Origin of the sequence: Stenotrophomonas maltophilia, from assembly GCF_003970865.1 — a bacterium.
GTDB classification, from domain to species: Bacteria; Pseudomonadota; Gammaproteobacteria; order Xanthomonadales; family Xanthomonadaceae; genus Stenotrophomonas; species Stenotrophomonas maltophilia_AR.
This window is the reverse complement of the sequence record NZ_RXLZ01000058.1, coordinates 1-20,358: the sequence shown is the minus strand read 5'-3', so window position 1 is coordinate 20,358 and position 20,358 is coordinate 1. Positions and strand designations below refer to the sequence as shown.

Below are 20,358 nucleotides of genomic sequence, written 5' to 3'. Positions count from 1 at the left end.
CCGGAAAATGGATATTATCTGGCGCATATCGTCAGGAAATCTCACATGAGCCGTTCCCTGCTGCCTCCTCTCAATGCGCTGCGCGCGTTCGAAGCCACTGCCCGCCTTGGCGGCGTTGGGCGCGCCGCACAGGACCTGCACGTCACCCACGGCGCGGTCAGCCGGCAACTGAAGCTGCTGGAGGATCATCTCGGCCTGGCACTGTTCCAGCGTGCCGGCCGCGGGCTGCGCCTGACCGCTGCGGGCACCCGCCTGCAGGCGGCGTGCAGCGAAGCCTTCGGCGGGATCGAAGACTGCGTGCGCGAGCTGCGCCGGCCGGCGGCCTCCCCAGCACTGGTTCTGGGCTGCAGCGGCAGCGTACTGGCGCGCTGGATGATTCCGCGCCTGCCCGTGCTGCAGGCCGCCCTGCCCGGCGTGCGCCTGCAGTGGTCGGCGCTGGATGGCAGTTTCACCGAAGCGCAGGCGGCGCTGGATGCCGTGCTGCTGCTGGCACAGGGTCCGTGGCCCCGGGGCTGGCAGGTGCGGGAGCTGGCGCCGGAACGGGTCGGCGTGGTGGTGGCGCCCTCGCATCCGGCGGCGCAGCGCCTGCGGCATGTACCGCCCTCGGCACTGCTGCAGGAGACGCTGTTGCACACCAGCTCACGGCCACAGGCGTGGCCGGCGTGGGCGCAGGCGCATGATCTGGACACCTCGAAGCTGCAGCTGGGCACCGCCTTCGAACACCTGTATTACCTGCTGGAGGCGGCAGTCGCCGGGCTGGGCCCGGCGATCGCGCCGGAGCCGCTGGTGGCCGAAGATCTGGCAGCAGGCCGGCTGGTCGCACCGTGGGGATTTACCGCCACCGGCGGCTTCTGGGTGCTGGCGCGGCCGGATGGCCCGGCCGATGCACGGGTGGACGCCCTGGCCGACTGGGCAGCAGCACAGCTGCGATGAGACAAGGCTCCGGGTGGCGTTCGCCCCCGGAGCCGGCAACACAAGCCTCAGCGACCGCCCATCGCGACCCGCTGCTGCTCCTCATGCACCTGCTGCTGGTGCGACGGATCTGCCAGCAGCTTGGCACTGCTCTGCTCCAGCGGCGGCGGCGCCTGGGCCAGATCGACGGCGGCGCGGAAGCCCGGCGTCGTGCCCATCACAAACGCCTTGCCATCCTGCACCGTGATGCTCTGCAGCTTGTCGGCCGCGTCGATACCGTTCTGCTTTGCATGCAGGGTGATATTGGCCACAGCCTCTTCGGAAAACACGCTGGGAAGCTTGCTGCGGACGGCGTTGTGCAGTGCGTTGTCCGGATGCGATGCATCGTTCAGCGACGGCCCCTTCGGTGCAGCCGCTGCAGGTTCATGGCCCGGCGCACGGCCCGCCGCCAGTGCGGCAGCGGTCTGGCGACCGACAATTCCATCGGCCACCAGCCCCTGCTGTTTCTGCAACGCGATCACCGCCTCGCGGGTGTGGTCACCAAAACGGCCATCCTCTGACAACCGATGGCCCTGCGCATCACGCACACCGAGCTGGTTGAGAGTCTGCTGCAATGCCTGCACGTCGGCGCCACGCTGCCCCTGCTTCATCACCTCGCTGGCCACCGTGTGTGATGCAGCCGGCTGCACGGTGGCGGCAGGCCGGGACAGCGCAGGTTCGCCATTGCCATGCAGCGGCGCGCGCACCTGGAATTCCGGCTTCGGTGTCAGCGCACCAACGATGCGGGTGCTTCCGCCATCCCAGTACCCGCCCGGCCGGATGGTGACTTCGGCCGGCCCGGTGCTTCCCTGCGAACCGATGAACTGGATGTTTCCCTGCGCGTCGTAGCCTTTGAAAATACCGACATGCTGGCCCTGCGACGAGGAGAACATCAGGATGTCACCCTGCTTCAGCGATCCGTTCGGCTTGCGTGCTTCGGCAGCCGAGGTCACATCGAAATGCTCGCGAGCGTAAGCGGTGGTGTTCGCGCCATTGAACAGCGTCGAGGTAGTGAACCCCGCAGCGTTCTCGCCACGCACGTCGTAACCCGCGTTCTTCAGGCCGCGCCATACGAATGCCGAGCAATCCACGCCGAAGCGTCCGTCACCATCGAGGTCACGCTCCAGCCGGCTGCTGTCGCGACCGGGGCGCGGATGGTCCGGGCGCCCGTATTCGTACTGGCGGCCCGAGGCCATGAAATGCTGATAGGCCTCGTTGTAGAGCGCGGCACTGCCGACTGCAGCCGAAGCCTGTGCCGTCGCGGGCGCAGATGCCGAAGGCGTCTGTACCTGCGGTTGGGTCTGGGTCTGCACGGGCGCGGCCGCCTGTGTGCGCGTGGGTGGCTGCTGCGTGGCAACCTCACCGGGCTGCCAGCCCTCGAAACGGCGGATGCCGTCGGCCAGCACTTCACGCTCGCGCACGCTCATCTGGCCGACGGTTTTCGAGCGCAGGTCGACACCCTGGCGATCGCCTTCGGCATAGATGGTGGCCGCCTGCTCCTTGTGGTGGGTGGTGCCGCTGTAATCCTTCGTGGAGTAGCTCGGCAGCATTTCCTCCACGGTCTTGTCGCCGAACCGGCGTTCGAGCAGCTGGATCTTCGCCACCCGGCCGGCTTCATAGCTTTCGAAAACCGCGTTGCCCCATTGGTCGAGATCGACCACGCCCTTGTAGCGCCCCTGCGCCGATTCCAGCGCCTGCTCGCGGGTACGGGGATTGGTCACCGTCTTGTCCGCGCTGCCGGCGAATTCAAACTTCAGATTGCCAGGATTGTTGTTGCGCCACGAGACGCTGCCACCTGATCGTTCGACGACACTGCCATCGTCCATTTCCAGCGTGCGCGTGGTACCTACGCTGCTGACCAGCCGGGTGATTTTTGGATCCGACATGAGCTGTTCCTTTGCCAGTGGTTGATTGGACCGCTCCCCTGGCGGCGATTACATTCCGTTGGAAAACACGTCGAGCACGTCCGCACTGACCCAGCCCTGTGCGCAGTTCCCGGCGTAACGTCCCGGCGCCGCCGCATGGCAGGCCTCGCCCCCCGTGCTCGCCAGGCCAGTGATCGGCCTGTCGCCATAGGTGTCACACAACGTGTTGCCATTGCACTTGCCGACCGTCGCAGCGGGAACCGCCACGACGTAATAGAACAGCGGATTCTGTCCGGTACGCCCGATGCCCTGCACGCAGACCAGCTGCCCCTTCGACAGCTTCGCGGTTACGCTGGCCTTGCTGCCGGTGGATGGCACCGCGTTCAACGTCTCCACGCCCTTGGCGTCGGCTACGCCCGCGAAGAAGCCCTGGTCACCACAGTCCGGCGACAGTTCGACATCGTAGAAATCACCGCTGTCCACATCGCCGGCCGTGCAGCCGCTGCCCGTACTGGCGTTGCTGCATTTCACGCCACTGGCCTGGATCAGCGCCGCCAGGCCGTCGGCAGCCGGTGCTGCCGCCGGAACCGTGGCCGGTGCTGTGCCGGGTGCAGCTGCCGGTGTGGCAGCGGCCGGTGCCGATGCAGTCGGGGCGGACGAGTCACCGGCCGCACACGCGCCCAAGGCAAGCAGCAGGCCGGGCACGATCGTCAGGCGGGCCAGGCGGATATGGTGGGAAGAGAGATGGGGCATATCCATTGCGTCCTCGTTCGAAAGGTAAGGCGTATCTGGTACGGCCAGCGACACGCACACGGCATCGCACCCAGCCAGGTCAGGCTGGGCGCATTGTGTCCGATCAGATGTTCGGGAGGTGTCGACTTTTTGGCGCTGGAACCTGAATCACCCGAAAGTGGGATGTTCATCGCATTCAGCAGACGCCGGCCTTCACGGCACGGCACGCGACAGGCAAGAACACAGACCCGGCGGAATGCACCGTCGACGATGACATTCCGGGCGCCCCCTCAGGGGGCGCGGATCACTCCAGAACGGTGCAATCCGCGCGACGCACTTCCTCGACGAAGGTGCGCATCTTGTAGCCGTCCTTGATGCCCGGCTCCAGTTCGATGCCGCTGGAGACGTCCACGCCCCAGGGCAGCGTCGCCAGCACGGCGTCGTACACGTTTTCCGGGTTCAGGCCGCCGGCCAGCAGGAACGGCCGGTGCAACCCGGTCGGAACGCGGCCCCAGTCGAACGCCACGCCGGTGCCGCCACCGCCACCCGGGGCGTGGCTGTCGAACAGGAAGCCGGCGGCGCTGGGGTAGCGCAGCTGCAGGGTGCGGGCGTTGACCTCTTCACGGCCGCCCATGGCGATCGCCTTCAGGTACGGCATGTTGAAGCTGCGGCAGAAGCTCTCGTCTTCCTCGCCGTGGAACTGCAGCAGGGTCGGCCGCACCGTACGCAGCACCTCGCGCACCTCTTCCTTGCTGTTGTTGCGGAACAGCGCCACCACATCGACCATCGGCGCGATCGCCTGGCGCATCGCGCGGGCCTCGGCCGGTGCCACCCGGCGGCTGCTCTCGCGGGCAAAAATGAAACCCACTGCGTCCACGCCCAGCTCACCGGCCAGGCGGACGTCGCCGGCACGGGTCATTCCACAGAACTTGATGCGCGTACGGTAGTAGGAACGGCTCATAGCGTGACCTCGGCGGGCAGATGCCAGTTGTCGGGGTACAGGGGCCCAAGGAACACCAGGCCCTGCGGCGGTGCGGTGGGACCAGCTACGGTGCGATCGCGCCCGGCCAGCAGTTCGGCGATCCATTCCACCGGTTTTTCGCCGCTGCCCACCAGGATCAACGATCCGACGATATTGCGGACCATGTGATGAAGAAATGCATTGCCACGTACTGCGACTTCGATCACTTCGCCATGGCGGCTGACCTGCAACGACTGCAGTTCACGCCGCGCATGCAGCGCCTGGCACTGCACCGAACGGAACGCGCTGAAGTCGTTCTCGCCAAGCAGGGCCTGGCCGGCAGCGTGCATCAGGGTCTCGTCCAGCGCCCGGCGCTCCCAGCTCAGGGTCTGCCGGTCCAGCGCCGGCCGTACCTCGCGGTTGAGCAGCCGATAGCGGTAGCGGCGCGCACGTGCGGAGAAGCGGGCGTGGAAATCCTCGGCCACCGGCACGCACCAGCGCACCGCGATCGAGCGCGGCAGGCGGGTGGTGGTGCCGAGCATCCAGGCGCGCGGATCGCGCACCACGTCGGTATCGAAATGCACGACCTGGCACTGGCCATGCACGCCGGCATCGGTGCGGCCGGCGCAGACCACCTGCAGCGGCGCATCAGCCACCGATGACAGGGCCTGCTCGAGGCTGGCCTGCACGCTGGGACCACCCTCGCCCAGGTTCTGCCAGCCCCTGAAATCGCTGCCGTCGTACTCGACGCCAAGCGCATAACGCATGTGCTACCTCGATGTTGCGGATGGGGCGGCGCTCAGGCCGGATCGCGTTCGGACCAGACCGCCAGTTCGTTGCCACCGGGCTCGACGAACTGGAAGCGGCTGCCACCGGGGAAGGAAAACACCGGGCGCACGATCTCGCCGCCGGCCTCGCGCACGGCGGCCTCGACCGGTGCCAGTGCGTCGGCATACAGCACCAGCAGCGGTGCACCGCTGTCGCTGGCCCGCTGCGGCTGGCCACGGAAGAAGCCGCCCTGCAGTCGGCCATCGTCGAACGCCGTGTAGTCGCTGCCGTAGTCGACAAACGACCAGTCGAACACCTTCTCGAAGAAGGCACGGCTGGCGGCCGGGTCGCTGGACGCGAATTCAACGTAGTCGATGCGGCGTTCGCGGCTCATGGCAAGGTCCTTGTCGGCAGGTTCGGTCACGGCAGGCGGGCCAGCAGTTCGCGGGCCTGGGCCTGGCTGTGCAGGTCACCGCCTTCGGCGACTTCCAGCAACAGGGTGCGCGCAGTCTGCGCGTCGCCCAGATCGAGGTAGGCAATAGCCAGTTCCAGGCGCTCCTGGCCGGCACGGGGCGACCAGCCCGCGTCGCCGGCAGGCGCGGCCGCGCTCGGCGCGATATCGTCGGAATGAGAGGCCTCGACGCTGCCATGGTCGATGCCGTCGATGGCTTCGGGATGAGCGGCATCCGCCGGAGCCTCGTTCTCATGCGCGTCGGCCGGCAGATCGAACACTCCGCGGAACTGCGGCTGCTGTTCGGCATGCAGTGCGTAGTCCGGCACCGCCACTTCGGCCGGCGCCTGGTGTACAACGCGTTCGTCCTGCAGTGGCTCGGCGACGACAACCTCGTCGCCGGTGGTTGCGGAATCGTCCCAGCGCGGCAGATCGGTCACCGCTTCGGGCAATGCCACCGCGTCCTCGTCGCGCAGCGTGTCGGCCTGCCATTCGGCCCGCACCGCGTGCTCGGCGACGGGTTCGGCGACCACCACGTCGTGCACTTCGGTTTCGGTCGCCCAGGCAGGCATCGCCGGTTCCTGGCGGCCATTGCCGGCAACAGCCGACGACCACGAGGACTGCTCGGCCAGCGTATCCAGCGCCGCACCTGCCGGCACCGCTGCGGTCAGGCCGGCGGCATCGTCTTCCTCACGCAGCGGCGGCAGCGGCGACGGCTTGCGACGACGCAGCAGCCAGGCCGCGCCCGCCGCCAACAGCAACACCGGCAGCCCCAGCCAGTACCACGGCGTTGCCGCATCGCGGGCATCCGGTGCCTGCGCCAGGCGCTGCTGCGCGGCGGCCAGGTCGTTGTCCTTCATCGCGATCAGCGACTGCTGCTGTTCCTTGAGCTTTTCCAGGTCGGCCACGCGCTGCTTCAGCTCGCCGATCTCGGCATCGCGGGTGGCGATGTCCTCACGCGCCTGGCGCAGTTGTTCGTTGCCCAGCATGTCACCCTCGCTGCCGGCAGCAGTGCCGGTGGTTGTGCCCGCGTGCGCGGCGTCGGACGCCAGCGCCGGAGCGATCTCAAGTCGTGCCCCATTGGCCGCAGCCGGGGAAGAAGCGTTCGTGGCTGCCGCCTTGGCAGCCGGTGCGACCATGCCCGCCGGTTGCGGCACGGTACGCGCCTGCCGCCATTGCGTGGCGTGCTCGCGCACGAGCGTCGCCGCTTCGGCAGCGTCGACCGCAGCAAGCGCATCGCTGCCGGGCATGCGCAGCACCGCACCCTGCTTGAGCAGGTTGACGTTGCCCCGGATGAAGGCTTCGGGATTGGCACGCAGCAGGGCGATCATCGCGCGGTCGCGACTGACCTGGTTGCCACGTGTCACCGCACTGGCGATCTGCGACAGGGTCTGCCCGCGCTGCACGGTGATGCTGCCATCGGCCGCCGGAGCAGCAACCGGCGCGGAGGCCGCACGCGGGCGTGCCGGTGCAGGCGCCACCGCAGGTGGCGGCGTAGTGGGCGTCTCTGCTGCCGGCACCGTTGCCGAAGCCGGTGCAGGTTCGCGCACGATGGTATTGGAGAGCGTGCCGGCCGGCGCGACGATCTCCGGCTCGGCCACGGCCAACGCACTGGGCGGCGCATCGACCAGCGCCGAATACTCGCGCACCAGGCGGCCCTGGCCCCAGTCGGCTTCGATCAGGAAGCTCAGCGACGGCGTCTCCACCGGCGCCTGCGAGGTGACGCGCACCACCGCCCTGCCCTGCGTGTCGCGGGTCAGTTCGAACTGCAGTTCACTGACCAGTCCGGTTGGCCGCTGCAGGCCGACACGTTCGAAGGTGACCGGTGAGGCCAGCGCCACGCGCAGGTTTTCCAGCTCGGACGGGTCCGCCGAGACCACGGGGATTTCGGCCAGCAGGGGCTGGCCCGGCTTGGACAGGACCCGGATGTCGCCCAACCCCAGGGCGAGCGCCGAACTGCTGGCCAGGGCGAGCAGTGCGGCGGACAGATAGGTGAGCGGGCGCTTTGCGCCCTTGGCCCGTTTATTCATGGGCGACACTATAAAGCGTGCGGACCGGGGTCCGCACCCACCGATGGGAGACCTCCGGTAGTGCCTGCCGCTGGCCGGCATACACGCACGCCCCCATCACGGCAATGCCGGCCAGCGGCCGGCACTACCGGTGAGGCAACCGCTGTGATCAGCGCTGCTCGGCGGCGACCAGCTCGGCCAGCTGCACGGCATTCAGGGCAGCACCCTTGCGCACGTTGTCCGACACGATCCACAGGTTCAGGCCGCGCGGGTGCGACAGGTCCTCGCGGATGCGGCCGACGTACACCGCGTCGGTGCCCGAGGCGTGGGTGACCGGGGTCGGGTAACCACCGGCTTCGTGACGATCCACCACTTCGATGCCCGGCGACTGCTCCAGCAGCGCGCGCGCTTCGGCGACGGTGACCTTGTCGCGGGTCTCGATCGCCACCGACTCGGAGTGGCCGTAGAACACCGGCACGCGCACCGCAGTCGGGTTCACCAGGATGCTGTCGTCGCCGAGGATCTTGCGGGTTTCCCAGATCAGCTTCATCTCTTCCTTGGTGAAGCCGTTGTCCTGGAAGTCGTCGATGTGCGGGATCAGGTTGAAGGCGATCTGCACCGGGAAGCGCTGCGGATCGATTTCCTGGAAGCTCAGCAGCTGGCCGGTCTGCTTGCCCAGTTCCTCGGTGGCCGAACGGCCGCCGCCGGACACCGACTGGTAGGTGGAGACGTTGATGCGCTCGATGCCGTACTTGCGGTGCAGCGGCGCCAGCGCCACCAGCATCTGCATGGTCGAGCAGTTCGGGTTGGCGATGATGCCGCGCGGACGGTTGGCGACCTGCTCCGGGTTGACCTCGGACACCACCAGCGGCACGTCATCGTCGTAACGGAAGGCCGAGGAGTTGTCGATCACCACCGCACCGGCGGCGGCGAACTTCGGCGCGTATTCCTTCGACACGCTGCCGCCAGCCGAGAACAACGCGATCTCGACACCGGCCGGATCGAAGGTGGCCAGGTCCTGGACCTTGACCTTCTGGCCGTTGAACTCGATCTCGCCGCCGGCCGAACGCTCGGAAGCGAGAACGCTCAGGGTGCCGACCGGGAAGTCACGCTCGGCAAGGATCGACAACATGGTCTCGCCGACCGCACCGGTGGCACCGACGACGGCGACGTGGAAACTGCGCTGTGCATTGCTCATGGGGGAAACTCTCACGAAAACGGGGATGGGGAAAAAACACGCACGACAGCTGGGTTCGGGGAACCTCCTCAAGCGGGGCGCGCGGAGGTTCCCTATCGTTTCCCGGTTTTTTTGCCCAGAGTCACGCGCGCGGCCATCGCCGCGTCAGCGTTGATCGCGCTCGGCATGCGCGACGGGCCGCCGTCCAGGCCGAGCCCGGCAACCAGATTATCCACGGCCAGCTGTACCATCGCCGTGCGCGTGGCCAGCGAGGCGCTGCCGATATGCGGAGTGAGCACCACGTTGCGCAGCGCCAGCAGTTCGGGGCGCACCTTCGGCTCGCCTTCGTACACATCCAGACCCACTGCAGCAAGGCGACCGTTGGCCAGCGCATCGGCCAGCGCAATCTCATCGACCAGACCACCGCGGGCGATGTTCACCAGCGTCGCCGACGGCTTCATCTTCGCCAGCGCGGCGGCATCGATCAGGTGGTGCGAGGCCGGGGTATACGGCAGCACCAGCAGCAGGTGGTCGGACTGTGCCAGCAGCGTGTCCAGGTCAACGTAACGGGCCCCAACTTCCGCTTCGGTCGCGGCCGGCAGCTGCGAACGGTTGTGGTACAGCACCTTCATGCCGAAACCGTGCGCGCCGCGGCGGGCGATGCCCTGGCCGATACGGCCCATGCCGAGGATGCCCAGCGTGCTGCCATGGATGTCGGCACCGAGCATGGTCTGGAACGACCACTGCTGCCACTGGCCTTCGCGCAGCCAGCGCTCGGATTCAGTGATGCGGCGCGCGGTGGCCATCAACAGCGCGAAGCCGAGATCGGCGGTGGTTTCGGTCAGGACGTCCGGTGTATTGCTGGCCAGGATGCCGGCCGCGCTGAGCGCGTCGACATCCAGGTTGTTGTAGCCGACACCGACATTGGCGATCACCTGCAGCTGCGTGGCTCCGGCCACCTGTGCCGCGCCGATGCGCTCGTTGAGGGTGATGATGGCGCCGTCGGCGCTGGCCAGCTGTTCGGCGATCTGGTCGGGCGACCAGGCGGTGACGGTGTCGGTGTCGGTGCCGCGCAGCTGCACGCGATCGCGCAGCGGTGCGATGGCCGCGTCGATCAGCGGCTGGCTCACCCACACGGTCGGCCGCGTGTCAGCCATCGATCTGCCCGGGAATACGCGGGGTGATCGTGCCGACATCGCCGCACTGCGCGCGATGGCGCAGCGCCTGGTCCATCAGCACCATCGCCACCATCGCCTCGGCGATCGGGGTGGCACGGATGCCGACGCACGGATCATGGCGGCCGGTGGTGACCACCTCGACCACATTGCCGGCCGTGTCCAGCGACGGGCCCGGCAGGCGCAGGCTGGAGGTCGGCTTCAACGCGATCGAGGCGACCACCGGCTGGCCAGTGGAAATGCCACCGAGGATGCCGCCGGCATGGTTGCTGGCGAAGCCCTGCGGGGTCAGCAGGTCGCGATGTTCGGTGCCCTTCTGTGCGGCGCTGGCGAAACCGTCACCAATCTCCACGCCCTTCACCGCGTTGATGCTCATCAGCGCGGCGGCCAGTTCGCCATCGAGCTTGCCGTAGATCGGCTCGCCCCAGCCCGGCGGCACGTTGTCGGCCACCACGTCCACGCGCGCACCGACCGAATCACCGGACTTGCGCAGCGCATCCATGTACGCCTCCAGTTCCGGCACCTGTGCGGCGTGCGGCCAGAAGAACGGGTTGTCCTCCACCGCCGACCAGTCGAAACCGCCCGGGGTGATGTCGCCCAGCTGCGACAGGTAGCCGCGCACGGTCACGCCGAAGCGTTCGGCCAACCACTTTTTGGCAACCACGCCGGCAGCCACGCGCATGGTGGTCTCGCGCGCCGAGGAACGGCCACCACCGCGCGGGTCGCGGATGCCGTACTTGTGCCAGTAGCTGTAGTCGGCATGACCCGGCCGGAACTGCTGGCCGATGTTCGCGTAATCCTTGCTGCGCTGGTCGGTGTTGCGGATCAGCAGGGCGATCGGCGTGCCGGTGGTCAGGCCCTCGTACACGCCGGACAGGATCTCGACCTCATCAGCCTCGCGGCGCGCCGAGGTGTGCCGGCTCTTGCCGGTAGCGCGACGCTGCAGGTCGTGGGCGAATTCGGCCGCGTCCAGCGCCAGCCCCGGCGGGCAGCCATCGATCACGCAGCCGATGGCCGGCCCGTGCGACTCGCCGAACGTGGTGACGGTGAACAGCTTGCCGAACGCATTGGAACTCACGGGCGCTGCGCCGCCAGTTCGGTGATGCGCGCGCTGTGCGCGATCAGCTCGCGGCATTCGACCGCGAAGATGCCCATCTGGCCGACCTTGAATTCGATCCAGGCGAAGTCGACTTCCGGCAGCAGCTTGACCAGATGCTGTTCGGACTCGCCCACTTCACAGATCAGCAGACCGTCTTCGCTCAGGTGCAGTGGCGCGTCACGCAGGATCTTCAGCACCAGGTCCAGGCCATCGTCACCGGCACGCAGGCCCATTTCCGGCTCGTAGGAGTACTCCTGCGGCAGGGCATCGGTCTCGTCGTTGGTGACGTACGGCGGGTTGGTGACGATCAGGTCGTAGTGGCGGCCGGTCAGGCCGTTGAACAGGTCCGACTTCAGCAGGGTGACGTTGTGCGCCTGCAGGCGTTCCTTGTTCTCGGTGGCCAGCGACAGCGCATCGTCGCTCAGGTCGACACCGTCCACTTCCCAGTTCGGGTAGTAGTGACCCATGGCGATGGCGATGCAGCCCGAACCGGTGCACAGGTCCAGCGCGCGGCTGACGTCACGGCCAGCCAGCCACGGCTCGAAGCCGCACTCGATCAGTTCGGCGATCGGCGAGCGCGGCACCAGGGCGCGCTTGTCGCTCTTGAAGCTCAGGCCGGCGAACCAGGCCTCACCGGTCAGGTAGGCGGCCGGAATGCGTTCGTCGATGCGACGCTGGAACAGCTCCAGCACGCGCAGCTTCTCCGCCTGCAGCAGGCGCGCCTGGCCATAGGCCGGGCCCAGATCGTGCGGCAGGTGCAGGCTGTGCAGCACCAGCTGGGTGGCCTCATCCAGCGCGTTGTCGTAGCTGTGCCCGAAGATCAGTCCGGCTTCGTTGAAACGGCTGGTGCCGTAGCGGATCAGATCGATGATCGTGTGGAGTTCGGCGGCCGTTTCAGCGGTCATGGCGGTACTGCGGGCAAAGTGGCCCCCGATTATAGGGGCTGGCGCCCGCGGCGGCATCCGTTGCGGCAGAAACGATCGGGCCGCAGCCGGTATGATGGGGCCCACTTCGCGCGGGGGCTCCCATGTTCAATCGCAACGCCGGCATCATCCTGCTGATCGCCCTGGCGGCGGGTCTCGGCCTGCTGGCCGCCCAGCAGGTGTTCGCGCCGAAGCCACCGGCCAATGCCCCGGCCACCGAAGCGATCACGCTGTACCCGCAGCCGCGCGAGCTGCCCGACTTCAACCTGGCCCAGTCCGACGGCACCCGCCTGATACCGGGTGAGCTGAAGGGCCACTGGACCCTGGTGTTCCTGGGCTTCACCTTCTGCCCCGACGTCTGCCCGACCACCCTGGCCGAGCTGGCCGGCGCGCAGAACCAGTGGGAAGCCCTGCCCGACAGCCTGCGCCCGCGCGTGCTGTTCATCTCGGTCGACCCGGACCGCGACAGCGCCACCCGCCTCGGCGAGTACGTGCACGGCTTCCACAAGGACACCCTGGCCGCCACCGCCGACGTTCCCTCGCTGGAGCGCTTCGCCACCTCGCTGGGCTTCGTGTTCCAGAAAGTGCCGGGCAAGCATTTCGACGAGAACCCCGAGGATTACACCGTCGAGCATTCGGCCAGCCTGGCCGTGCTCGACCCGCAGGGCCGCCTTGCCGGCCTGGTGCGCCCCCCGTTCAATGCGCCGGCGATCGCCCGCGACCTGCAGAAGCTGACCGAGAAAACCGCCCCATGAGCCTCACCACCGCCCTGACGTACGCCCTGCCCCATCGCCTGCTGTCTTCGATGGCACGCTCGCTGGCGTACTCGGACGATCCGCGCGTGTCGCGCTGGCTGATCGACACCGTCACCCGCAAGTTCAACGTCAACCTGGACGAAGCGGCCAACCCGGACCCGCGCAGCTATGCCACCTTCAACCAGTTCTTCACCCGCGCACTGAAGCCGGGCGCGCGCGTGGCCGATGCCGATCCGCGCAGCCTGGTGATGCCGGCCGACGGCCGCATCAGCCAGCTCGGCAGGATCGAGGCGGGCCGCATTTTCCAGGCCAAGGGCCAGTCGTTCACCGCGGCCGAGCTGCTGGGCAGCGACGAAGACGCCAAGCCGTACAACGACGGCATGTACGCCACCGTGTACCTGTCGCCGCGCGATTACCACCGCGTGCACATGCCGTGGACCGGCACCCTGCGTGAGACGGTGCACGTGCCGGGGCGCCTGTTCAGCGTCGGCCCGGCTGCGGTGAACGGCGTGCCGCGCCTGTTCGCGCGCAACGAGCGCCTGGTCTGCCACTTCGACACCAGCTTCGGGCCGATGGTCAGCGTGATGGTCGGTGCGCTGCTGGTGTCGGGCGTGGAAACCGTGTGGAGCGGCGAAGAGATCCCGGCCTATGGCGATCGCATCACCCGCAAGGATTACCGCGGCCAGGGCATCCAGCTGGAGCGCTTCGCCGAGATGGCGCGCTTCAACTACGGTTCGACCGTGATCGTGCTGCTGCCGCCTGGCGTGGCCGAGTTCGCGCCGCAGTTGGGCGCCGAAAGCCCGGTGCAGCTGGGCCAGGCGCTGGCAAAGCTGCGCTGAGGCTTCGGTAGTGCCGGCCGCTGGCCGGCATCTCCGCTGATCCAACGCGTCGAGCATTGCCGGCCAGCGGCCGGCACTACCGGTACGCGCGTTACTGCAGGGCCGGAGCCGGGCCGACGTCCATGCCGTCGTAGTCTTCCACGCCCTTCTCCGCAGCCAGCGCCGCGAACTCCTGGTTGCGGCGGTCCAGCGAGGCTTCGTCGTGGATTTCCACGCGCTCCACATGCAGCACGTGGAACGGCGCGTCGCCCTCTTCCGGCTCCTGCTCGAACAGTTCCACGAAGGCATAGCCCTGCGCCTGCAGGTGCTCTGCCAGTGCCTGCAACGGCTCAGCAGTGGAGTGCACGAAGAAGTACCCCCACAGCAACGGGCCGTTGATGTCCCAGTCGGTGTTTTCGCGGAGGTTGGCGAACAGGTTGCGGGTGTCTTCGAGATCCATGTGGGTTCCAGGGGTCGTGGGGAATTACTTGTCGCAGCCCTGCAGCTTCAGCGTCTGGCCGTGGCGCAGGCTGTAGGCCGGGGCCTTCAGGCCGTTGGCGCGGGCCAGGGTCGGCACGTCGCACTGGAACTTCGCGGCAATGGCGCCCAGGGTCTCACCCCGGCCCACCTTGTGGCTGCGCACCGGCTTCGGCCGTGCCGCCGGGCGCGGCGTGGCTACCGGAGCGACCGGTGTGGTCGGCACGCTGGTGGAGGCCGCGGCGTCGGCCACCGGCACCACGCCACCCACGGCCACGCTGCCGGTGTAGCTGGCCGCGGTCGGGCGCTTGATCGCCGCGTTCAGATCGGCGGTGATCAGCGTGCGGGCCAGATCGGCACGCGGGCCACTGACACAGTTGCGCTGGTACAGGCCGGCGATGCGGGTGGTGGCGTTGATCAGCGTGCCAGCCGGAATCCAGCCATCGGCTTCATAGCGCGGGTTGAGGTTGCGCAGCGCGCGCATGTAGCCATCGCGGGTGCCGTGGCTGCCCAGGCAGATGGTCAGTTCATAGATGGTGGTGGACTTGGCCAGGCGCAGTGTGGCCGGCTGCGCGCTGATCTTCGGCAGCTCCACGCCGTACTGCTGCGGGTGCAGGAAGATCCAGGCCGCGGCGATCACCATCGGCACGTAGTCCTTGGTTTCACCGGGGAACTGGTTGTAGACGCTGTCGGTCCAGAAGCTCTGGCCACCGCTCTGCTTGAACACGCGTGCGGCGCGGCCTTCGCCACCGTTGTAGGCGGCCACCGACATTTCCACGTTGTTGTTCAGTTCGCGCAGGCGCTCGTTGAGATAACTGGCGCTGGCTTCGGCGGCGCTGCGCGCGTCAAAGCGGGTGTCGAAGCCGGTGCCGTCCGGGCCGAGGCCGAAGCGGCGGCCGGTGGCCGGCATGAACTGCATCAGCCCGGCGGCGCCGGCGCGCGATGAGGCATGCACACGGCCGTTGGACTCCTTGGCCATGATGCCGAACAGCAGCGCCTCGGGCAGGCCGCGCTTCTCCCACTCCGGCCACATCACCGCACGCAGGTTCTGATAGTTCTCGTAGCTGGTCAGCAGCGCCGGGCGCATGTCGGTCAGCCAACGGCGGATGCCGGCCTGCACGGCCGGGTTGTACTCGACCATGGTGTCGAAGGCATGCCGCTTGTCGTTGAGCAGCGCGGCGGCGCGCGCGGCCTCCGGCACGTCGGCGGTGAGCGGGCCGATATGGTCGGGGTCGGCTTCCAGGCGGTCACCGCCCTCGTCGGCCACGTCGTCGCTGGCAGCGGCATCGGCGTCGTGCTTGAGCAGGCGCTTGTAGCTCGCCAGCAGGGTGCCCATCTGGCAGCCCTTCTGCTTCACGCAGTCGTTGAGGACGTCTTCCATGTCCTCCAGCGCAGCATCGGCCTCGTTGCTGCCCTTCGGATCGGAATTGGCGACCAGCAGCAGGGCGTCGCTGTAGCGCTTCTCGGCGGTGCTCATGCGCTGCTGCAGCGCATCCACCTTCACCTTGTCCCGGGCCGAAACCCGCTGCGCATGGGCGTCGGGCGCCAGGGAAACCAGGCCGGCCAGGGCCAGCAGCGGCCAACCACGGGAAATCAGGACAGGAACGGGCATTGATGGCACTGTGTGCGAAACAGGCAGGCAGAGTAGCGGCGCCGCCAAGGTCCGGGCAAGCCGACCTTCGGCCCGTCACCGCCGGCGGTTAACATTGGGCTATTCACCACAAGGGCTGGACCATGGATCCGATTCTGCTCGGCAAAGGCATTACCGACGATATTGCCGTCACCCTGCTGCCGAAACTCGGCAACCGCCACGGCCTGGTGGCCGGCGCCACCGGTACCGGCAAGACGGTGACCCTGATGACCCTGGCCGAGGGCTTCTCGCGGCTGGGCGTACCGGTGTTCCTGGCCGATGTGAAGGGCGACGTGTCTGGCCTGGCCGTGCCCGGCACTGGCGCCGAGAACCTGCTCCAGCGCGCCGCCGAGATCGGCGTGGCGGAGTATGCGCCGGCGGCAAGCCCGACCATTTTCTGGGACCTGTACGGCAAGCTCGGCCATCCGGTGCGCACCACGGTCAGCGAGATGGGCCCGACCCTGCTGTCGCGCATCCTCGAACTGAACGACACCCAGGCCGGCGTGCTCGACATCGTGTTCAAGCTGGCCGATGACCGTGGCCTGCTGCTGCTGGACATGGACGACCTGCGTGCCCTGCTCGGCCTGGTGGCCGAGGAGCGCAAGGACATTTCCACCGAGTATGGCCTGGTCAGCGCGCAGTCGATCGCCGCGATCCAGCGCTCGGTACTGCGCCTTGCGCAGGACGGTGGCGAGAATTTCTTCGGCGAACCGGCACTGGAACTGGCCGACATCATGCGGGTCAATCACGACGGCCGCGGCATGATCGGCATCCTCGCCGCCGACCAGCTGGTGCTCAAGCCCAAGCTGTATTCGACCTTCCTGCTGTGGCTGCTGTCGGAACTGTTCGAACAGTTGCCGGAAGTGGGCGACCTGGACAAGCCTAAGCTGGTCTTCATCTTCGACGAAGCACACCTGCTGTTCGATGACGCGCCCGCCTCGCTGGTGCAGCGCATCGAGCAGGTGGTGCGGCTGATCCGCTCCAAGGGCGTGGGCGTGTACTTCTGCTCGCAGTTCCCCGACGACGTGCCGGGCAACATCCTCGGCCAGCTGGGCAACCGCGTTCAGCACGCGCTGCGTGCGTTCACCCCGCGCGACCAGAAGGCGGTAAAGACCGCTGCCGAGACTTTCGTACCGAACCCGAAACTGGACGTGGCCAAGGTGCTGAGCCAGCTGGGCACCGGCGAGGCGCTGGTGTCCACGCTGCAGGACAAGGGCGTGCCGATGCCGGTGCAGCAGACGATGATCGCGCCGCCACGCTGCCGGATGGGACCGATCACCGACGCCGAGCGCGCCCAGGTGCGCGCCGGCAGCCCGGTCGGCAGCCGCTACGACACGGCGATCAACCGTGAGTCGGCCGCCGAGCTGCTGGCCCAGCGCGCGCAGAAGGCGGTCGAGAAGGCGCAGGCGCCGGCCGCCCGCAGCCGCGAGCAGGACGAAGCGCAGGAAGGCGGTTTCGGCCAGGCCATCAAGGATGCGATTTTCGGCACCAAGCGCCGCCAGGGCATGATCGAGACCATGGCCAAGCAGACCACGCGCACCGTCGGCACCAAGCTGGGCAACCAGATCGTGCGCGGCCTGCTGGGCGGCATCTTCGGCGGCAAGCGCTGACCTGCCCTCCCGGGGTCGGCGCCCTTTCCTGCGGAAAGGATCCGACCCCATCGTTCCCCTGAAAAGAAGTCGCACCACATGTCGCGTTGGCGTCCCCCTGCAGAAAAGAGTACCGCACTGATCACCGCCTCCGGCCACGCCCGGCTGAAGGCCGAACTGGATGACCTGTGGCGTGTGCGCCGCCCCGAGGTGGTGAAGGCACTGGCCGCGGCCGCCGCGGAAGGCGACCGTTCGGAAAACGCCGAGTACACCTATCGCAAGAAGCAGCTGGGCGAGATCGACCGCCGTGTGCGCTACCTGACCAAGCGGCTGGAATCGCTGCGCGTGGTCGATACCACGCCGACCGATCCGCAGGCAGTGTTCTTCGGCGCGTGGGTGGAACTGGAGAACGTGGACAGTGGCGACACCAGCCGCTATCGCATTGTCGGCCCGGATGAGACCGACGCAGGCCTGGGTTGGATCAGCATCGATTCGCCACTGGCGCGTGCGCTGCTGAAGAAGCGGCTGGATGATGAATTTTCGGTGGAACTGCCCGGCGGCCAGTTCACCTTTGCGGTGATCGGGGTGGAGTACGAGCCTGTGTAGCGTCGAGCCATGCTCGACTGCATTGCCGTTGTAGAGCCGAGCCCATGCTCGGCTGATGGACAAACGCAGCCGAGCGTGGGCTCGGCTCTACAACGGCAACAGCGCCAGCGGCGGCGGGTACTGGCGGCCGGCACGCAGCGGGCGGAAGTACGCGGCATCTGCATAGAAGGCGGCCTCCTGTCCCTGGTGCCAGCCCGGGATTCCCGCCAGCGGCAGCGGACGCAGCTGCAGGGGATCGGTCACTGCCCTGCCCTCGGCGATGGCCGCGGTCACTGCGTCAACGCAGGCATCATCGACTTCGCCGTGCACCACCACGCACTTGCCCACCAGACGGCGTTCCGGCAGCAGCGCCTGCTCCATCAGCGCGTGCCCGAATACCGCAGCGATGGCGATGTCGCCGCTCAGCCAGTGCGTTGGCTCGAACAATGCATGCCAGTCATGCCCATCCCACGCGCGCATCAACGAGTCATCGCGCACACGCACGATCACGCCGGTTTCGTCGAACTGGGTCAGCGCCGCCTGCGCGCGGTTGCGCTGGCCCGGCGGCATCGTCTCTATGTGCCTGCACTGCTGCACATTGAGCGCCTGCTTGAGCTGCGGGTAACGGGACCACACCAGTGCATTGAACAGGTCATGCCAGTTGTCGACGCGGGTGGCGATGCGCCCCTGTGCGATGCGGGCTTCGTAGTGCAGGCCGTCGGCCAGCAGCGTGGAATCCTGCTCGACCAGATGCTTGCCGGGCAGCGCGAGGCGTGCCTCGAGCGCTGCAATGGACGGCCACTGCGGGCTGGCCAGCAGGTCATGGACGTCGCGCAACCCGGCAAACACCGGGTGCGCGAACACCTGCGGATCGACCGCCGCACGCGGCGGCGGCACGAAGCGGCGGACACCGCTGCCGTCACCGGCGGCGATCGTCGCTGCGGTCACAGCATCTTGAGATCGAATGCCGGGCGGGTAGCGGCCGGCAGCGCATCACCGTACAGGTCGTGCTCGTCGCTCTCGGTGATTTCCACGTCGACAAACTCACCCACGCGCAGCGGCACCTGGTCGGCATTCTGGATGTGCACCAGGCCGTCGATCTCCGGCGCATCGGCCTTGGAACGGGCCACGGCGATATCGCCTTCGATGGCGTCGACCAGGCACTGCTGCACGGTGCCGATCTTGGCCTCCAGGCGCGCAGCGGAAATCTGCGCCTGCTTTTCCATGAAGCGGGCCAGGCGCTCCTGCTTCACTTCCTCCGGCACCGCATCGGGCAGATCGTTGGCGGTGGCACCCTCGACCGGCGAATAGGCGAACGCGCCCACGCGGTCCAGCTGCGCTTCGTCGAGGAACGACAGCAGCTCTTCGAACTCGGCCTCGGTCTCGCCCGGGAAGCCGACGATGAAGGTGGAACGCACGGTGATGTCCGGGGCGATGCGGCGCCAGTTCTGCACGCGCTCCAGGGTCTTCTCGACCGCACCCGGGCGCTTCATCAGGCGCAGGATGCGCGGGCTGGCGTGCTGGAACGGGATGTCCAGGTACGGCAGGATGCGGTTCTCGGCCATCAACGGCACCACCTCGTCCACATGCGGGTACGGGTAGACGTAGTGCATGCGCACCCAGGCATCGAGCTCGGACAGGCCTTCGCACAGCGCCTTGAGGCGGGTCTGGTAGGCCTTGTCGCGCCACATCTTCTCGGCGTACTTCACGTCCACGCCGTAGGCCGAGGTGTCCTGCGAAACCACCAGCAGCTCACGCACGCCACCACGCACCAGGCGCTCGGCTTCACGCAGCACTTCATCCACCGGGCGCGAGACCAGCTTGCCGCGCATGGACGGAATGATGCAGAAGCTGCACTTGTGGTTGCAGCCTTCGGAAATCTTCAGGTAGGCGTAGTGGCGCGGGGTCAGCTTGATGCCGTAATCGGGCACGAGGTCCACGAACGGATCGTGCTTGGGCGGCAGTGCCTCATGCACCGCTTCCATCACGCTCTGGTAATCCTGCGGGCCGGACACCGCCAGCACGTTGGGGTACGCCTCGCGGATCTGCTCCGGGCGCTTGCCCAGGCAGCCGGTGACGATGACCTTGCCGTTCTGGTTCATCGCCTCGCCGATGGCGTCCAGCGACTCGGTCACCGCCGAATCGATGAAGCCGCAGGTGTTGACCACCACCACGTCGGCCGAATCGTAGGACGGCACGATGTCGTAGCCTTCCGAGCGGAGCTGGGTAAGGATGCGTTCGGAATCGACAAGGGCCTTCGGGCAGCCAAGGCTGACGAAGCCGACTTTGGGGTTCAGCTGGGACATGGAATCGCGGGACTCTGGGGGCCTGGGCCCCTGCCGTTTTCCCCCCCCCCCCCCCCCCCCCCCCCCCCCCCCCCCAGCGCCCGGGCG

The 20,358-nt window shown here is 67.7% G+C and carries 19 protein-coding genes; 5 read left to right on the top strand and 14 right to left on the bottom strand.

Annotated elements, in window-relative coordinates; genetic code table 11:
- Window positions 1-45: 45 nt before the first annotated feature.
- Window positions 46-933: a LysR family transcriptional regulator gene (locus EKL94_RS17235; RefSeq protein WP_126930018.1), complete on the top strand. Its 888-nt coding sequence runs from the start codon at window positions 46-48 to the stop codon at window positions 931-933.
- 47 nt (window positions 934-980) lie between these two features.
- On the opposite strand, the gene EKL94_RS17230 is transcribed toward EKL94_RS17235, so the two are convergent.
- The 10 genes from EKL94_RS17230 to prmB form a co-directional block, all read right to left on the bottom strand.
- Entirely contained in the window at window positions 981-2,837 is a 1,857-nt protein-coding gene (locus EKL94_RS17230; protein ID WP_126930017.1) for a C40 family peptidase, read from the bottom strand.
- 48 nt (window positions 2,838-2,885) lie between these two features.
- A complete protein-coding gene (locus EKL94_RS17225) occupies window positions 2,886-3,575 on the bottom strand; it encodes a hypothetical protein (protein WP_126930016.1) in 690 nt (229 codons plus the stop codon).
- Between the two features lie 277 nt (window positions 3,576-3,852).
- Entirely contained in the window at window positions 3,853-4,509 is a 657-nt protein-coding gene (locus tag EKL94_RS17220) for a phosphoribosylanthranilate isomerase (protein ID WP_019660598.1), read from the bottom strand.
- Window positions 4,506-5,276 (bottom strand): tRNA pseudouridine(38-40) synthase TruA, encoded by a 771-nt coding sequence (truA, locus tag EKL94_RS17215; RefSeq protein WP_126930015.1) that lies wholly within the window; start codon window positions 5,274-5,276, stop codon window positions 4,506-4,508. Before truA ends, EKL94_RS17220 begins: the two co-directional genes overlap by 4 nt.
- A gap of 32 nt (window positions 5,277-5,308) precedes the next feature.
- A complete protein-coding gene (locus EKL94_RS17210; RefSeq protein ID WP_126930014.1) occupies window positions 5,309-5,671 on the bottom strand; it encodes a VOC family protein in 363 nt (120 codons plus the stop codon).
- Window positions 5,672-5,697: 26 nt separating this feature from the next.
- Window positions 5,698-7,758, bottom strand: a complete 2,061-nt coding sequence (locus EKL94_RS17205) for a FimV/HubP family polar landmark protein (protein ID WP_126930013.1) — start codon at window positions 7,756-7,758, stop codon at window positions 5,698-5,700.
- Between the two features lie 148 nt (window positions 7,759-7,906).
- The gene (locus EKL94_RS17200) at window positions 7,907-8,935 is read right to left on the bottom strand and encodes an aspartate-semialdehyde dehydrogenase (RefSeq protein ID WP_126930012.1); all 1,029 of its coding nucleotides are present in this window, start codon (window positions 8,933-8,935) and stop codon (window positions 7,907-7,909) included.
- 92 nt (window positions 8,936-9,027) lie between these two features.
- Complete coding sequence (locus EKL94_RS17195; protein ID WP_126930011.1) at window positions 9,028-10,071, bottom strand: 2-hydroxyacid dehydrogenase; 1,044 nt, start codon at window positions 10,069-10,071, stop codon at window positions 9,028-9,030.
- The gene (aroC, locus tag EKL94_RS17190) at window positions 10,064-11,167 is read right to left on the bottom strand and encodes a chorismate synthase (RefSeq protein WP_126930010.1); all 1,104 of its coding nucleotides are present in this window, start codon (window positions 11,165-11,167) and stop codon (window positions 10,064-10,066) included. Before aroC ends, EKL94_RS17195 begins: the two co-directional genes overlap by 8 nt.
- A complete protein-coding gene (prmB, locus tag EKL94_RS17185) occupies window positions 11,164-12,093 on the bottom strand; it encodes a 50S ribosomal protein L3 N(5)-glutamine methyltransferase (protein ID WP_126930009.1) in 930 nt (309 codons plus the stop codon). Before prmB ends, aroC begins: the two co-directional genes overlap by 4 nt.
- Window positions 12,094-12,215: 122 nt before the next feature.
- Between prmB and EKL94_RS17180 the strand changes: the two genes are divergently transcribed.
- Both EKL94_RS17180 and asd read left to right on the top strand, forming a co-directional pair.
- Window positions 12,216-12,866 carry an SCO family protein gene (locus tag EKL94_RS17180; RefSeq protein ID WP_006381470.1) on the top strand — a complete coding sequence of 217 codons (651 nt, stop codon included), beginning with the start codon at window positions 12,216-12,218 and terminating at the stop codon, window positions 12,864-12,866.
- Entirely contained in the window at window positions 12,863-13,705 is an 843-nt protein-coding gene (asd, locus tag EKL94_RS17175) for an archaetidylserine decarboxylase (protein WP_126930008.1), read from the top strand. Before EKL94_RS17180 ends, asd begins: the two co-directional genes overlap by 4 nt.
- 91 nt (window positions 13,706-13,796) lie before the next feature.
- Here asd and EKL94_RS17170 read toward each other — a convergent pair whose 3' ends face one another.
- Complete coding sequence (locus EKL94_RS17170) at window positions 13,797-14,144, bottom strand: ribonuclease E inhibitor RraB (protein WP_126930007.1); 348 nt, start codon at window positions 14,142-14,144, stop codon at window positions 13,797-13,799.
- 24 nt (window positions 14,145-14,168) lie between these two features.
- Window positions 14,169-15,773, bottom strand: a complete 1,605-nt coding sequence (locus EKL94_RS17165; RefSeq protein ID WP_126930006.1) for a transglycosylase SLT domain-containing protein — start codon at window positions 15,771-15,773, stop codon at window positions 14,169-14,171.
- Between the two features lie 122 nt (window positions 15,774-15,895).
- On the opposite strand from EKL94_RS17165, the gene EKL94_RS17160 reads away from it, so the two are divergent.
- Both EKL94_RS17160 and greB read left to right on the top strand, forming a co-directional pair.
- Window positions 15,896-17,401, top strand: coding sequence for a helicase HerA-like domain-containing protein (locus EKL94_RS17160; protein ID WP_126930005.1), 1,506 nt, complete (start codon window positions 15,896-15,898; stop codon window positions 17,399-17,401).
- 78 nt (window positions 17,402-17,479) lie between these two features.
- The gene (gene greB / locus EKL94_RS17155) at window positions 17,480-17,986 is read left to right on the top strand and encodes a transcription elongation factor GreB (protein WP_019336668.1); all 507 of its coding nucleotides are present in this window, start codon (window positions 17,480-17,482) and stop codon (window positions 17,984-17,986) included.
- Between the two features lie 87 nt (window positions 17,987-18,073).
- Here the strand turns inward: greB and EKL94_RS17150 are convergent, their stop codons facing one another.
- Both EKL94_RS17150 and rimO read right to left on the bottom strand, forming a co-directional pair.
- Window positions 18,074-18,913 (bottom strand): DUF3025 domain-containing protein, encoded by an 840-nt coding sequence (locus EKL94_RS17150; protein ID WP_126930004.1) that lies wholly within the window; start codon window positions 18,911-18,913, stop codon window positions 18,074-18,076.
- A complete protein-coding gene (gene rimO / locus EKL94_RS17145; RefSeq protein ID WP_049436796.1) occupies window positions 18,910-20,271 on the bottom strand; it encodes a 30S ribosomal protein S12 methylthiotransferase RimO in 1,362 nt (453 codons plus the stop codon). Before rimO ends, EKL94_RS17150 begins: the two co-directional genes overlap by 4 nt.
- Window positions 20,272-20,358 lie beyond the last annotated feature (87 nt).